This window comes from Halopseudomonas xinjiangensis (genome assembly GCF_900104945.1).
Taxonomy (GTDB): Bacteria; Pseudomonadota; Gammaproteobacteria; order Pseudomonadales; family Pseudomonadaceae; genus Halopseudomonas; species Halopseudomonas xinjiangensis.
Genome location: NZ_LT629736.1, coordinates 2219178 through 2233065 on the forward strand (window position 1 = coordinate 2219178; position 13888 = coordinate 2233065).

At 61.0% G+C, this 13888-nt stretch carries 16 protein-coding genes; 10 read left to right on the top strand and 6 right to left on the bottom strand.

Annotation, left to right across the window (positions count from 1 at the left end; genetic code table 11):
- Positions 1-131 precede the first annotated feature (131 nt).
- The 4 genes from BLT85_RS10230 to BLT85_RS10245 all read left to right on the top strand — a co-directional run bounded on the left by BLT85_RS10230 (position 132) and on the right by BLT85_RS10245 (position 4588).
- Positions 132-1400: an OprD family outer membrane porin gene (locus tag BLT85_RS10230; RefSeq protein ID WP_157718168.1), complete on the top strand. Its 1269-nt coding sequence runs from the start codon at positions 132-134 to the stop codon at positions 1398-1400.
- Positions 1401-1558: 158 nt separating this feature from the next.
- On the top strand, positions 1559-3292 hold the full coding sequence (locus BLT85_RS10235; RefSeq protein WP_093394157.1) for a proline--tRNA ligase: 1734 nt from the start codon (positions 1559-1561) through the stop codon (positions 3290-3292).
- On the top strand, positions 3289-3990 hold the full coding sequence (locus tag BLT85_RS10240) for a hypothetical protein (RefSeq protein WP_407920145.1): 702 nt from the start codon (positions 3289-3291) through the stop codon (positions 3988-3990). Before BLT85_RS10235 ends, BLT85_RS10240 begins: the two co-directional genes overlap by 4 nt.
- A 1-nt stretch (position 3991) precedes the next feature.
- Entirely contained in the window at positions 3992-4588 is a 597-nt protein-coding gene (locus BLT85_RS10245; protein WP_093394160.1) for a transglycosylase SLT domain-containing protein, read from the top strand.
- On the opposite strand, the gene BLT85_RS10250 is transcribed toward BLT85_RS10245, so the two are convergent.
- Genes BLT85_RS10250 through BLT85_RS10260 form a run of 3 tightly spaced genes read right to left on the bottom strand, consistent with a single transcriptional unit; the run spans position 4589 to position 6584 of the window.
- Complete coding sequence (locus tag BLT85_RS10250) at positions 4589-4861, bottom strand: acylphosphatase (protein ID WP_093394163.1); 273 nt, start codon at positions 4859-4861, stop codon at positions 4589-4591. It abuts the gene before it with no gap.
- Entirely contained in the window at positions 4858-5313 is a 456-nt protein-coding gene (locus tag BLT85_RS10255; RefSeq protein ID WP_093394166.1) for a TlpA family protein disulfide reductase, read from the bottom strand. Before BLT85_RS10255 ends, BLT85_RS10250 begins: the two co-directional genes overlap by 4 nt.
- Entirely contained in the window at positions 5310-6584 is a 1275-nt protein-coding gene (locus BLT85_RS10260) for a YihY family inner membrane protein (protein ID WP_093394169.1), read from the bottom strand. The genes BLT85_RS10255 and BLT85_RS10260 overlap by 4 nt, the downstream gene beginning before the upstream one ends.
- A 99-nt stretch (positions 6585-6683) precedes the next feature.
- On the opposite strand from BLT85_RS10260, the gene arsC reads away from it, so the two are divergent.
- The 3 genes from arsC to BLT85_RS10275 are packed head-to-tail and all read left to right on the top strand — an operon-like array spanning position 6684 to position 8048.
- The gene (gene arsC / locus BLT85_RS10265; RefSeq protein WP_093394173.1) at positions 6684-7037 is read left to right on the top strand and encodes an arsenate reductase (glutaredoxin); all 354 of its coding nucleotides are present in this window, start codon (positions 6684-6686) and stop codon (positions 7035-7037) included.
- Positions 7034-7651, top strand: a complete 618-nt coding sequence (gene wrbA / locus BLT85_RS10270) for an NAD(P)H:quinone oxidoreductase (protein ID WP_093394176.1) — start codon at positions 7034-7036, stop codon at positions 7649-7651. The genes arsC and wrbA overlap by 4 nt, the downstream gene beginning before the upstream one ends.
- Entirely contained in the window at positions 7638-8048 is a 411-nt protein-coding gene (locus BLT85_RS10275; RefSeq protein WP_093394178.1) for a DUF2069 domain-containing protein, read from the top strand. The genes wrbA and BLT85_RS10275 overlap by 14 nt, the downstream gene beginning before the upstream one ends.
- Here the strand turns inward: BLT85_RS10275 and hda are convergent, their stop codons facing one another.
- Genes hda through BLT85_RS10290 form a run of 3 tightly spaced genes read right to left on the bottom strand, consistent with a single transcriptional unit; the run spans position 8049 to position 11109 of the window.
- Positions 8049-8759 carry a DnaA regulatory inactivator Hda gene (gene hda / locus BLT85_RS10280; protein ID WP_093394180.1) on the bottom strand — a complete coding sequence of 237 codons (711 nt, stop codon included), beginning with the start codon at positions 8757-8759 and terminating at the stop codon, positions 8049-8051.
- Positions 8759-9862: an AI-2E family transporter gene (locus BLT85_RS10285; RefSeq protein ID WP_093394183.1), complete on the bottom strand. Its 1104-nt coding sequence runs from the start codon at positions 9860-9862 to the stop codon at positions 8759-8761. The genes hda and BLT85_RS10285 overlap by 1 nt, the downstream gene beginning before the upstream one ends.
- Positions 9863-9888: 26 nt before the next feature.
- Entirely contained in the window at positions 9889-11109 is a 1221-nt protein-coding gene (locus BLT85_RS10290; protein ID WP_157718169.1) for a DUF2066 domain-containing protein, read from the bottom strand.
- A gap of 254 nt (positions 11110-11363) precedes the next feature.
- On the opposite strand from BLT85_RS10290, the gene purM reads away from it, so the two are divergent.
- The 3 genes from purM to BLT85_RS10305 are packed head-to-tail and all read left to right on the top strand — an operon-like array spanning position 11364 to position 13858.
- On the top strand, positions 11364-12428 hold the full coding sequence (gene purM, locus BLT85_RS10295; RefSeq protein ID WP_093394189.1) for a phosphoribosylformylglycinamidine cyclo-ligase: 1065 nt from the start codon (positions 11364-11366) through the stop codon (positions 12426-12428).
- A 4-nt stretch (positions 12429-12432) separates the two neighbouring features.
- Positions 12433-13104, top strand: a complete 672-nt coding sequence (gene purN / locus BLT85_RS10300) for a phosphoribosylglycinamide formyltransferase (RefSeq protein WP_093394192.1) — start codon at positions 12433-12435, stop codon at positions 13102-13104.
- Between the two features lie 31 nt (positions 13105-13135).
- Entirely contained in the window at positions 13136-13858 is a 723-nt protein-coding gene (locus BLT85_RS10305) for a DUF3108 domain-containing protein (protein ID WP_407920174.1), read from the top strand.
- Positions 13859-13888: the final 30 nt, after the last annotated feature.

Sequence of the window (13888 nt, forward strand, 5' to 3'; positions counted from 1 at the left end):
TGCGACAAATCACTGTTTTCCAAGCTTTTGCTTTTGTATATTGCCATGCGATGTTTTAGAGTCAGGCCGATAATAAAAACAGACGGTAACGATAACAGTAGCCTCAAGCTTTTTTGATGAAGGAGTACACAATGAAAAATGCAGTCAAATGGAGTTCGATCGCGCTTGCGGTTGCCATGGGCAACGGTCTGATCGCGTCGCAAGCTGTAGCGCAAACCGAATCCGAAAATCAGGGCATCGTTGAAGGCGCTACCGCGACCCTCAATAGCCGCACAGTCTACTTCAACCGCGATTTCCGTGATGCTCCCGGCAAGCGCGAAGAAGCGGCTACCGGCCTGCTGCTCGACTTCCAGTCCGGCTTCAGCCAGGGCCCGATCGGCCTGGGCTTCGACATCACTGCTATGGGTGGCCTGAAACTCGATAGCGGTCGGACCCGCACCAACACCGGCCTGCTGCCCGTTGATCCTGACGGCAAAGCTCCTAACGAATATTCCGAAATCCGCGGCGCCGTTAAGGCTAACGTACTGGGCGACACCGTCCTGCGTTATGGCCTGCACTTCCCGGAAAACCCGGTCATCGCCTATGACGACGCTCGCTTGCTGCCGAACCACTATCACGGCTACAGCGTTGCCAACAACTCCATCGAAGGTCTGTTCGTCGAAGCCGGTCGCATGACCGACCGCGGCGAAATGGCGTATTCCGATGAGAACGACGGCGCGTTCGGCGTTGAAGACGGCGACGTGACTTACCTCGGCGGTAGCTACACCTTCAACGACGCACTGGCCGCTAGCCTCTATACCTCCAAGGCCGAAGACGAGTGGAAGCGCCACTTCCTGGGCCTGAGCCACAGCTTCGACATCAACGAAGGTCTGGCGCTGGGTACCGAATTCGCCTTCTACGACACCTCCGACGAAACTCCTGGCGCGGAAACAAACGACAACCAGGCGGGTTCGATCGCCGTTACCCTGGGCGCCGGCAACCACGGCTTCACCGTTGCTTACCAGCAAATGGGCGGTGATGCAGGTTTCAACTATTATGACGGTGCCATCTTCCTGGCCAACTCGATCCAGTACGGTGACTTCAACGCCAAGGACGAGAAGTCCTACCAGGCTCGTTACGATTATGACTTCGCAGGCCTCGGCATTCCCGGCCTGAGCTTCATGACCCGTTACGTGCGTGGCTACGACATCGACACCGATTTCGAAGGCGCCGGCACGTTCATCGCTCGCGACACTCGCTGGGAGCGCAACAGCCACCTGAACTACGAGTTTCAGTCGGGCGCACTGGAAGGCCTGAACGTACTGTGGCGTAACGCTACAATCCGTCAGGACGCCAACATCGGCGGCGGTGACGTCGACGAGAACCGTCTGATCGTTTCCTATTCCTGGGATCTGCTGTAATCCCTAGGTAGCAGAAATAGAAAAAAACCCGGCTCAGGCCGGGTTTTTTTATGCCTGCCAGCTGGTCGCCAGTCACTTCGCGCGCACTGTACGGAGCATCAGCCGGCCCGTACAATACCGGCCAGAATCGCCCTCCGATACCAGGATCCGCTTGCCTCATGCGTACCAGCCAATTTCTCATCTCTACCCTGAAAGAAACGCCTGCCGACGCGTCGGTCATTAGCCACCAGCTGATGCTGCGTGCCGGCATGATCCGCAAGATCGCGTCGGGCCTGTACACCTGGCTGCCAATGGGGTTGCGCGTCCTGCGCAAGGTCGAGCATGTAGTGCGCGAGGAAATGAACAACGCCGGTGCGCTGGAAGTTCTGATGCCGGCGATTCAGCCAGCGGAGCTGTGGCAGGAGTCGGGGCGCTGGGAGCAGTACGGACCGGAACTGCTGCGCCTGAAGGATCGTCATGACCGCGAGTTCTGTGTCGGCCCGACCCATGAGGAAGTGATCACGGAACTGGCGCGCAACGAGATCACCAGCTACAAACAGCTGCCGCTCAATCTCTACCAGATCCAGACCAAATTCCGCGATGAAATCCGTCCGCGCTTCGGCCTGATGCGCGCGCGCGAATTCACCATGAAGGATGCGTATTCCTTTCATCTCGACCAGGCGTCACTGCAGCAGACGTACGATGGCATGTACCAGGCCTACTGCAATGTGTTCGGCAGGCTCGGGCTGGACTACCGTCCCGTGGTGGCAGACAACGGGTCGATTGGCGGCGAAGGTTCGCACGAGTTCCACGTCCTGGCCGACTCCGGCGAGGATGCCATCGTGTTCTCTGACACCGGTCGTTACGCTGCCAATATGGAAAAGGCTACCGCCCTGCTACCGTCCGAGCCGCGTCCCGAGCCAACACAGCAACGAGAGATGATCGACACGCCGAATCAGTTCACCATCGAGGCGGTGAGCGCATTCCTCGATCTGCCAGCTACCCGGACCGTCAAAACGTTGATCGTTCTGGGAGCCACTGAGGAAGGCAAGCCACACCCCCTGGTTGCCCTGGTGCTGCGCGGCGATCATGAACTGAATGAAATCAAGGCCGAGAACCGTCCCGAAGTGCATGCTCCGCTGACCTTCGCTACCGAACAGCAGATTCAGACTGTGATTGGCTGCAAACCCGGCTCGATCGGCCCGGTCGGGCTGCAGATCCCCGTTCTGGTCGACCACAGCGCAGCTGTGCTGGGCGACTTCGTCTGCGGTGCAAACCAGGACGGCAAGCACTTTTCCGGCGTGAACTGGGAGCGCGACGCGCGCCAGGACGCAGTCTGTGATCTACGCAACGTCGTCGAGGGCGATGCCAGCCCGGACGGTGAAGGCCATCTGGTCATCAAGCGCGGCATCGAAGTAGGTCATATTTTTCAGCTCGGCAAGAAGTACAGCCAGGCGATGAACTGCAACGTGCTCAACGAGCAGGGCAAAGCCGTTACCCTCACCATGGGTTGCTACGGTATCGGCGTCTCCCGTGTCGTCGCGGCGGCGATAGAGCAGAATTACGATGATCGCGGAATCCTCTGGCCGGATGCCCTCGCCCCGTTCGACGTGGTGATCGTACCGATGAAGATGGAAGCGTCAGAAGCCGTGCGCGAGAAAACCGAAACACTGTACGGGCAGCTCAAGGGAGCCGGTGTCGAGGTTCTGCTGGATGACCGCGACAAGAAAGTCAGCCCCGGCGTGAAATTCGCCGACATGGACCTGATCGGCATCCCGCACCGCGTGGTCATCAGCGATCGCGGTCTGGCTGACGGGCAACTCGAATACAAGTATCGTCGTGACAGCGAAGCGCAGACCGTTCCCGTCGACGACATGTTTGATTTCCTCATGCAACGGATCGCGCGTACGTGAACACCGCCTCTTCATCCGCAGGCAGGCTATTGACCTGCCTGCTCATGCCCTTGGGCATGCTGTTATCCGCCTGCAGTTCGGAGCCGCCCCAGTCAGTAGCGTCCGAGCGACGCATCGAGCGCCAGCTGATCAATCATGGCCTGACTATCGATGCCGGGGAGTCTCTGGTACTTGGTACGCCGCAACGGGCTATTCGCGTTAGCGAGCAGATGCTCTACCGCGTCACCGAATTTGACGCAGCGGGCAACGCGGTGGACCAGCACGACGACTTTCGCAACTTGCCCTGGGCAGACAAACCGGTACAGGTCACCGCCGGTGATTTCACTACTACGCTGACTACCGATCTGGAAGGTGTCACCCGCCTGAACCTGCTCGACAACGGCTTCGTCGAGCTGGACTACGATCAGCTAAGAGTCATCCAGCTCAGCGCGACGGCAGCCCCCAGCGTACGCGGAGAGCTGAATCTGCTGGTAGGGCGCGATTTACGTTCGAAGCTGGCCGAAGCCGTGGCGCTGATTTACGACGACCTGGAAGAAGCCGAGGTTTCGCAATGGGCGTTTCGGGTCAACCGGCTTGCTGAACTGGAACTGCTGGAAGAGTCGAGCCAGCTCGAAAATATGCTGATCCTGCTCACCACCGGTGACCCGGAGCTGCAGAAGGAATTCGTCGCCGCGCTGGAATCCGCACCGGAACCCTGACATGGCTCACCGTTCACGGCTGGTCAATTGGTTGGTCGTGCTGGCAGTCTTTGCAGGCCCTGCGTCGGCCGCACTTGAACAGCCCGGTTCCCCGCCGCCGGTCGACGCAGAGTTGAAAGCCTACCTCATGCAAACGGTTGCCCAGGCCGACAGCTTCGAGGACCGTTTCGATGCCGAAGTCTGGCTCATGGACATGTCGACCCGAATGCGGCCCTACCTTCCCAATGAGCGGGAACGGCTGACGTTTCTACGACAAGTCCATAGCGAAGCCCGCAAAGCCGGGCTCAAGCCTGATCTGGTAATCGCCCTGATCCACGTTGAAAGTCTGTTCGACCGCTTCGCCTTGTCCCGCGTCGGGGCTCAGGGAGTCATGCAGATCATGCCCTTCTGGAAGCATGAGCTTGGGCGACCCGAAGACAATCTCATAGACCTGAGCACCAACCTGCGCTATGGCTGCACTATCCTCAAGTACTACCTGGACAAGGAAAAGGGCGATATGCGCCGTGCCCTTGCTCGATACAACGGCAGTCTGGGCAGCCCCAAATACCCCGACAAGGTATTCGAGTACTGGCATCGCTACTGGTACGTCAGGGATTGATCAGCGTCGGACGAAGCCCTTTCCAGGTTGGTCTTCGCACGGCGCAAGATCCAGCTCGTCGACTCGAGCTCCCGCAGGTCCGCTTCGTAGCCACTGCTGCATGGCAGCGATCGCGCTGGGGTCGCCTGCGATCAGTACCTCGACCGAGCCGTCCTCGCAATTGCGCACCCAGCCCGCCAGATCCAGACGCCGGGCCCGGGTGACCGTCGACTGTCTGAAACCGACGCCCTGAACCTTGCCGCGGACGCGTCCTTTGAGACAGAGCGATGTCATGGTTGCTCGCTACGCCCTTCGATCACTGACAACAAGGCTTCCGCCGTCTGGGGACCTTGCAGGGCCGCTGTCTGCTGGCCCCCGGGTGCAAAGAGATAGGTGGTCGGTATAACGGCGGGCTTGGCCAGCCCCATTGCCGCGGCAAACTCATGCTCCAGAACCGGGAAACGAATATTCATCTGGTCACTGACCTCACGCAACTGCTCGCCGGTCAGACCGTCGAAGTTGATGCCGACAACCGCTACATCCGGGCGCTCGATGCTCAGAGCATTCAGCTCCGGAATTTCTTCGCGACAAGGGCCGCACCATTCTGCCCAGTAATTGACCACTAGCCACCGGCTGGTCAGGCTCTGCTGTTCGATTCGCTTGCCATGCTGGTCGGTCCAGTTATCGGGGGCGCATGCGACCATCAGAGCGACGGTTGCCAATAGCACAAGTTTCGTTCTGATCATCGATCTGCTCCGCGCTGGCCAGACGAGGCCGCGTCGACGACGTCGTCTTCACCCTCGCCTAACCAATATTTCAGACTGCCCGACAGGATTCGCTCCCGCTGAGCTTCCAGTTCGGCGGCGGCCGCTACAAAGCGCGGGTACCAGGAGGGGTTGCCTTCAAGCTGATTCGGCAACGTTGCTACGGGAGGCATGGGTTCGGGAAGAATCGCCAAAAGTTCAGCCATATCCATACGGCCAGGGTCCCTGCTGAGTACATAGCCGCCCTGGTGGGTGCGGGTGATCAGACGGCGTGTTTCCAGCCAGCTGGTGAGATCAAGCCAGAGATGTTCATGCACAACCCAGCCGGCCCGGTTCACCTTGTGCAGATCGACGGACTCACCACGGTGCTGCGCATCCAGCAGCATCTTCAGCAACCCAAGCAGATTCACCAGCCATGGGTAGACAGGCCGATTCCAGGCGCTGCCATTGCCCAGATTGGCGACCAGCTCGGCACCGGCGAGGATGATCAACCAACTGATGTAGATCCATAACAGGAACAATGGGAACGCAGCGAACGCGCCGTAGATCAGCTGGTATCCAGGGAATAACGCGACGTACAACGCGAAGCAGGCTTTCGCGCCTTCGAACAGCAGGGCCACCAGTATCCCGCCGACCAAACCGTGGCGCAACGGTACACGGGTGTTGGGCACTGCCACGAACAACAAGGTAAAAGCCGCCATACTCAATAACAGGGGAACCCATCCGAGCATCCAGCGGCCTGCGGAGGCGTACGCACTGCCCTCCCCCATGAAGGCCAGTGACGTCAGGTAAGTACTGACGACGAAGCCGGCACCCAGCAGCAATGGCCCCAGGCTGAGCACCGCCCAATAAAGCAGGAAGCTCGACACGCCCCGGCGGGGTTGCTTGATGCGCCAGATCGCGTTGAACGACTTTTCGATGTTGGTGATCATCAGGAAAGCGGTCACGATAAGGACGGCAACGCCGATCCCGGTGAGCTGCCTGGCCTGATTGGAAAAATCGGAGAGGTACTGCTGAACCGCCACGCCGGTCGCCGGGACGAAATTCTGGAAAATGAAGTTCTCGATCTGGTTGCCCACCTCGGAGAAAGCCGGAATCGCGGCGAGCATGGCATAGCTCACGGTCATCATCGGCACCACCGCGAAAAGCGTGGTATAGGTCAACGCCGCCGCATTCTTCGGACAGTTGTCTTCGAGGAAGCGTTTGGCCAGATAGCGGCAAAAGAACGTAAGCTGCTGCACTTGCGGCGGCATCCAGTCTCCCTGACAGTGTGGGCGGAAAGACTTAGAATAGCCGCCAACAGCGGTAGCGGCCACCCGCCAGCAAACCGAACACAGACGGAGCATGACTCAATGACCACCGTACGGATCTATCACAACCCGCGCTGCTCCAAGTCGCGACAGGCTCTGGCACTACTGGAGGAACGCGGTCTCGAGGTGGAGGTTATCGCCTACATGGAGACGCCGCCGGATAACGCTACGCTCAGCGAACTCCTCAAGCAGCTGGACCTGAGCGCGCGTGACCTGATGCGTCGCAACGAAGATATCTACAAGGAGTTGAATCTCGATAACCCTGAGCTGAGCGAGGCCCAGCTGGTCCAGGCGATGGTCGACTATCCCAAGCTGATCGAACGCCCCATCGTGGTGGCCGACGGCAAGGCTATCGTCGCGCGCCCCCCGGAACGCGTCGAGGAGCTCTTTCAATGAGCGCCTCCTATGTGCTGGTTCTCTATTACAGCCGTCACGGCGCCACGGCGGCCATGGCCCGGTTCATCGCCGAAGGCGTAGAAAAGGCCGGGCTCGAAGCACGTGTCCGGACGGTTCCCGCCGTCTCCGCCGATACGCGCGCGACGGCTCCCGCGGTCCCGGAGAGCGGCGCCGTGTACTGCACCGAGGACGATCTCAAGCAATGCGCGAGCCTGATTCTGGGCAGCCCCACGCGATTCGGCAATATGGCTGCTCCACTCAAGTACTTCATCGATGGCACGAGCAGCCTGTGGCTGTCGGGCGCGCTGGCGAACAAGCCCGCCGCGGTGTTCACCTCCACCGCCAGTCTGCACGGCGGCCAGGAAAGCACGCTGCTTTCCATGCAACTTCCGCTGCTGCACCACGGCATGCTGCTCGTCGGACTGCCCTACACCGAGAGCGCACTGACCGAGACGCGGGGCGGCGGCACACCCTACGGCGCGAGCCACCATGCCGGCGCAGATGGCAGCCGGCCTATCGATCCACACGAAACACAATTGTGCCGCGCGCTTGGTGCGCGTGTAGCGGCAATTACACTGCAGCTTGAAAAAGGAGCCGCTCGTGGCCAAAGCTGACAAGCCGTTGCCGAGCATGGCGTATCTGCAGCCCCGGGTCCGTGTCACCCGGGTGTTGGCCGCGGTCAGCTACGCTGGACTTCTACTCACGCTGTTTGTCTACAACACCTTCATCGCCGATCTGCACGGTGCCAATCCTGTCATCATTCTGGGCGTCCTGCTGATCCCGCTGCTGATCTTTGCGCCGGGCATCGCCATCGGGCACGTGCGCACGCACGCCTGGCTGATGTTCGCCATCAACCTGTATTTCATACATGGGGTTCTAGTGTGTTTTCAGACTGGCAGGCTGGGCTACGGAGCGCTACTGGTGGGCTTCAGCGTGGTCTACTTCATGGCGTCGATGGGCTATGTGCGCTGGTCTTTCCAGGCAGCGAGAGTAGCCGCCGGCGAACGTTGACTACCAGCCCATGACCCGCTTGACGAAAGGAATCGTCAGCCGGTGCTGGGCTTGAAGCGAAGCCTGATCGAGCCGTTCCAGCACCTCGAACAACTCGCCCATCCCCCGCGCGCCTCGACTGAGTATATAGCGGGCCACGTCATCGGAGAGCTGCAGACCCCGCAGCGAGGCGCGAAGCTGCAGCATCTGCTGCTTGTCTTCATCGCTCAGAGAATGCAGCTGAAACACCACTCCCCAGCCAAGCCGTGAGGCTAGGTCCGCCAGTTCGATTCCCAACGCTCGCGGCGCCGCTGTGGCGGCCACTAGCAGCTTTCCGCCATGTTCGTTCAGGCGGTTGTACAGATGAAAAAGAGCCTCTTCCCACGCCCTATCGCCTGCGATCACCTCGAGCTGGTCCAGACAGAGCAGATCGAACTGCTCCATCCCCTCGAAGATGCTCGCATCGTGTGCCAGCACTTCTTCCAGCGGGAGATACATGGCCAGGGACCCGGCAGCAGCGGCCTCGTGACAGGCCGCCTGCAGTAGATGAGAGCGACCGCTTCCCGCGGGCCCCCAGAGATAAATCTGCGACCCGGCACTATCACCTGGCGCGGCCAGAGCACGTACAGCCGCCACCACGCCGGCATTCGGGCCTGCGTGAAAATTGCTGAAGGTCGCCTCGTCGCGGAGCTTGATACCCAGCGGCAGTTGGACAGGCTGGCCGGAACCCATCAGTCAGGCTTCGCCTGGTCGATGTCGGTGATGATGTCTTCGGTGTCCGCCGACTGCATGTACGCTTCCGATGCTTTGTAGTGCCGGTTGGCGTGACGCACCAGCACCATGATGATCGCTGCGACTGGCAGCGCCACCAGGATGCCGACAAACCCGAACAACTGCCCACCGGCCAGCACAGCGAAGATCACCGCAACCGGGTGCAGGCCGATCCGGTCACCCACCAGCCAGGGCGTGAGCACGACGCTTTCCAGCGTCTGCACGACACTGAAGGCGACGACCACCATCACCAGATGAAAGATGTCGCCGAACTGAAAGGCAGCCGCTATGAGCGCCGCGGCGATGCCTACGGCAAAACCGAGATAAGGCACGATGCTAGCCAGACCGGCGACCATGCCGATCAACACCGCCAGGTCCAGCCCGACCAGCCACAAACCCAGCGAGTAGAGAATGCCAAGGCACAACATCACCAGTAACTGACCGCGGATGAATGCGCCCAGCACCATGTCGCATTCCTTGACCAGCGCGACGATGACCGGCTCCCGCTCGCGGGGCAGCAGGTTGCGGCAGCGCTCGATGATGTAGTCGAAATCGCGCAGGAGATAGAACCCCACCACCGGGATCATGAACAGATTGACCAGCCAGGTAATCAAGGCCATGGTCGACCGCGTGGCCTGCGCCAGAATCATGCCGAGGACGCCGCCTGTGCTGCTGAGATTATCGCGGATCGTCTCGCGGACGGTGTCCAGGCGAAAGTCATCCGTCGAGACGCCGGTGCGAGATTCGATCCAGGGCAGCGCGGTGTGGTTCACCCAATCGATCATCGCCGGTATCTGGTCCCGCAACCAACTGATCTGATTGCCCAATAGCGGTACCAGGATACCGATGCATAGGATCAGTATCCCGGTGCCGAGCGCAAAGACCACCAATACCGCCATGACCCGCGACAGCCCGAGCCTTTCCAGGCGATCAGCGAGTGGATCGCCAAGATAGGCGAGCAGCATGCCTATGAGGAAAGGCGACAGGATAGGGCTCAGGAAATACAGCGCAGCCACCAGGGCAGCCAGTCCGACGGCCCAGTACCAACGATAGTCGGCGTTCATCGATGCTCCTTGCAACGACCGGGCGGCTATCGCCAGCGGTAATAGAGGGTATTCGGATCAGGCTCGGGGACGGCTGCCTGCGGTTCACTCGGTTCTGCCGACGGCACCGGATCGGTATCAGCTGTTTCCTGTACAGGGCTGCCGGCGTCCGCCGGGGCTGCCTGCGAATCAGGCGCGTCTGTTTCGCCTGCAGTAGCCGGTTCGTCCGCGATCGGGCCGGCGGGTGCCGCTGTGGTCAAGGGCTGGATGACTGGCTCAGGCTCAGGCGGTTCGGTGCGGCGCATCCGATGCTCGAGGGCGAGCATACGTTCCAACTGAGCTTCATCCTGAGGAAAGGCCAGTTGAAAGGTCACCTGATCTCCATCGACCGCCAGCAGCTGCGGCGCGCTACGCGCGCCCAGCTGTTGAATCATGCGCTGGATGGCAGCGAACTCCGCGAGAGTATCCACTTCATTGACGACCACAGTCCAGCGAGTCAACTCGCTATCGCTGGCGGCCGGAACGGCGTACTGCTCGAAGATCTGCCCCGCCACAGCTTTCATCAGTTCGTCTGCAGCCGTCTCCGGATCGGCCGCCTTGACTTCACCTGAGTACTCTTGCTGGTTGAGCCACAACGTCCAGTTCAGCTGGGCCTCGTCCTCGGTGCTCCTGGCGCCGATCGCAAGCACACCTTCCGGTCCATAACGCTCGCTCGCCGCGGCCAGCACGTCATCGTCGGCCTGACGGATGTCCGCTTCGCTCACGCGGCCGCGGTCCTCGATATCGCCCAGCGGAAAACTCACCGGCACCGCTCGATGTTCCGCGGCGCGGCGCAGGATGTCTGCCCAGCGGCTGCCCTGACTGACCAGTTCGTCGCCCAGCGACTGAGCATCAACCGCCCACACCAGCACGCCGGGTCGATTGCGTCCGAGCATCGCTGATCCGGCATTGGCCAGCACGTCGCGCAGAAGCGCCGGTTCGAATTCCATCGCCACCGTGCCCCGGTCGGTGTTGGCGATCCGCCGCATCAGGCTGCGCGGGTCGCTCAAGGCCCGCGCAAAGGGCGCGGCATTGGGGTCCAGCTGATCGCCGGCTAATCGCCTCAGCATCACCTCAGCGCCTTCGCGGATGATCTCGTCGCGGCTCTGCTCCTCGGTCTGGGGGATCTCCACGCGGTAGAAGCTCTCCACCACGGCAGCCGGTACGCTGGTCGAAGCGAGCGCAGCGGGAAGCAACAAGACAGACAGGAGACGACGCATCACGGGCATGGAGGGTTCCGTTAAGTTGCGCTGCATGGTGCCGGGGGCGGCCTGGAAGCAGCAAACCAGACGCATACATTAAACAAGCGTCAGGGTGGCGGCAACCAAAGGGCGCCGGACTGCAGCGGGCAGTCCCCGATTGGACGCGCCAGGGCCGTCGCTGCCATGGTCGTGCGCCAAGCGAGTTGCTACACTAGGCCGCTAAATTGTCGAGGCCGTCCGGTACGGCCGACCACCCGAAATATCTCCATCGAGAGCCGCCCATGAGCAACCAGCCCACGTCCAAACCTTCCATCAGCTACAAGGACGCTGGCGTCGATATCGATGCCGGCAACGCCCTGGTCGACCGCATCAAGCATGTCGCCAAGCGTACTGCGAGACCGGAAGTCATGGGCGGCTTGGGCGGGTTTGGAGCGCTGTGTGAAATTCCGGCGGGCTACAAGCAGCCGGTACTGGTCTCCGGCACGGACGGTGTCGGCACCAAGCTGCGCCTGGCGATGGACCTTAACAAGCACGACAGCATCGGTATTGACCTGGTCGCCATGTGCGTCAACGATCTCGTGGTTTGCGGAGCCGAACCCCTGTTTTTCCTCGACTACTACGCCACCGGCAAACTCAACGTCGACGTGGCAGCGCAGGTCGTCAGCGGGATCGGCAGTGGTTGTGAGCTGGCCGGCTGCGCCCTGGTTGGCGGTGAAACTGCAGAAATGCCGGGCATGTACGAAGGCGATGACTACGATCTGGCCGGCTTCTGTGTCGGTGTGGTGGAAAAGTCAGAGATCATCGACGGCAGCCGGGTGCAGGAGGGCGATGTGCTGCTCGCCCTGCCCTCCTCCGGGCCCCACTCGAATGGCTACTCGCTGATCCGCAAGATCATCGAGGTCTCCAAAGCCGACATCCAGAGCATCACGCTTGATGGCAAGCCGCTGACCGAACTGTTGATGGCCCCCACCCGGATCTATGTCAAGGCACTGCTGCAGCTGATCAAGCAAACCGGTGCTGTGAAGGCGATGGCACATATCACTGGCGGCGGTCTGCTGGAAAACATTCCTCGCGTTCTGCCCAAGGGCGCAGTTGCCGACATCGATCTGGCCAGCTGGAAGCGGCCGGCGGTATTCGACTGGCTCCAGCAGCAGGGGAATGTCGACGAAACCGAGATGCATCGGGTGCTCAATTGCGGCGTGGGGATGGTGATCTGCGTCGGCGCCGAAGACGCCGACGCAGCCCTCCAGGCCCTTGAGCAAGCGGGCGAAAAACCCTGGGTCATCGGCCGCATCCGGACCGGCACCGAGGCGGACGAACCGGTCATGCTGCGTAACGGTCGCTGATCGCGTGAGCTGTCGCGTTGTCGTACTGATTTCGGGATCGGGCAGCAATCTGCAGGCTCTGATCGACCAGGCTGATCCCGGACTGTGCCAGATCGTCGCGGTCGTCTCCAATCGCCCCGCTGTGCTCGGCCTGGACCGGGCGCGCCGGGCAGGAATCGACGCCCGCGTTCTCGACCATACCGGCTTTGCGAATCGGGACAGTTTCGACCGCGCGCTTATCGAGCTGATCGACAGCTACCGGCCTGATCTGTTGATCCTCGCCGGCTTCATGCGCATTCTGACTCCCGCCTTCGTCGCGCATTATCATGGCCGACTGTTGAACATCCATCCTTCGCTGTTGCCGAAATACAAGGGCCTGAACACTCACCGGCGGGCGCTCGAAGCCGGAGACGGCGAACATGGAGCTACCGTTCACTTCGTCACCGAGGAGTTGGATGGCGGGCCATTGATTCTTCAGTCTGCCGTGCCGATCGCAGCCGATGACACGCCCGAGACCCTGGCCACCCGGGTCCAGCAACGCGAACATCTGTTGTATCCCCGGGTGATGAACTGGTTCGCAGCTGGCCGACTGGCATTGCAGAACGGTCGCGCCTGTCTCGACGGGGACCTCATTGGTCCTGATGGTTTAAGGCTGGAAAACACGGATTTCGACATGCGAGAGATGCCCGATGCGTGAGCGCCGCAATTACCGCTTTGCTAGACGTCCGGTGCGCTGGACATTGTTGTTGCCACTTCTGCTCGGCAGCGCCCTTACCATGGCCCAGGAACTGGTGCCCTTCACAGCCAGCTACGCCGCCGATATGCGCAAGATACCGGTGAACGGCGAAGCCACGCACAGCCTGGAACCCACGGAAAACGGTAATTGGCGACTGAGCTTCAATGCGGGCATGTTCGTCGCTCGCCTCAGCGAAGAGAGCGTACTGCGTCTCGAAGATGACCGCATCGTTCCCCTGACCTATCACTATCAGCGCCGTGGGCTGGGTCGCGGACGGGAGACGGTACAATTCTTCGACTGGACCTCGGGCGTTGTCACCGGCGAACACAAGGGCGAGCCTTTCACGCTTCCCACCGAACCCGGGCTGCTCGATCAAACCACCTACCAGCTCGCCTTGCAGCGGGACTTGGCGGCCGGCAAGCAAGACATGACCTATCGGGTGGTCGATGGCGACAGCATTGATGAATACCGCTTTCGCGTCGTCGGCGAGGACCGCGTAACCACCCGTGTCGGTCAGTTCGACGCGATTGAGGTCGAGCGCGTGCGCGAGCCGGAATCGAAGCGCCAGACCACGCTCTGGTTCGCCAAGGACTGGCAGTACCTGCTGGTCCGCCTCAAGCAGATCGAAACTGACGGTCAGGAATACCAGATCGTGTTGAAAGACGCCGTGCTCGACGGCGACCCGGTGGAAGGCATTCCGGTCGGTTCCGAGTAGCGCTACTCGAGCATAAAAAAACCGCGCCTG

Excerpts from the sequence above, each read along its gene's own strand:
- BLT85_RS10230 (WP_157718168.1), top strand. The coding sequence starts at position 132 with ATGAAAAATGCAGTCAAATGGAGTTCGATCGCGCTTGCGGTTGCCATG.
- BLT85_RS10235 (WP_093394157.1), top strand. The coding sequence starts at position 1,559 with ATGCGTACCAGCCAATTTCTCATCTCTACCCTGAAAGAAACGCCTGCC.
- BLT85_RS10245 (WP_093394160.1), top strand. The coding sequence starts at position 3,992 with ATGGCTCACCGTTCACGGCTGGTCAATTGGTTGGTCGTGCTGGCAGTC.
- BLT85_RS10250 (WP_093394163.1), bottom strand. The coding sequence starts at position 4,861 with ATGACATCGCTCTGTCTCAAAGGACGCGTCCGCGGCAAGGTTCAGGGC.
- BLT85_RS10255 (WP_093394166.1), bottom strand. The coding sequence starts at position 5,313 with ATGATCAGAACGAAACTTGTGCTATTGGCAACCGTCGCTCTGATGGTC.
- BLT85_RS10260 (WP_093394169.1), bottom strand. The coding sequence starts at position 6,584 with ATGCCGCCGCAAGTGCAGCAGCTTACGTTCTTTTGCCGCTATCTGGCC.
- arsC (WP_093394173.1), top strand. The coding sequence starts at position 6,684 with ATGACCACCGTACGGATCTATCACAACCCGCGCTGCTCCAAGTCGCGA.
- wrbA (WP_093394176.1), top strand. The coding sequence starts at position 7,034 with ATGAGCGCCTCCTATGTGCTGGTTCTCTATTACAGCCGTCACGGCGCC.
- hda (WP_093394180.1), bottom strand. The coding sequence starts at position 8,759 with ATGGGTTCCGGCCAGCCTGTCCAACTGCCGCTGGGTATCAAGCTCCGC.
- BLT85_RS10285 (WP_093394183.1), bottom strand. The coding sequence starts at position 9,862 with ATGAACGCCGACTATCGTTGGTACTGGGCCGTCGGACTGGCTGCCCTG.
- BLT85_RS10290 (WP_157718169.1), bottom strand. The coding sequence starts at position 11,109 with ATGCCCGTGATGCGTCGTCTCCTGTCTGTCTTGTTGCTTCCCGCTGCG.
- purM (WP_093394189.1), top strand. The coding sequence starts at position 11,364 with ATGAGCAACCAGCCCACGTCCAAACCTTCCATCAGCTACAAGGACGCT.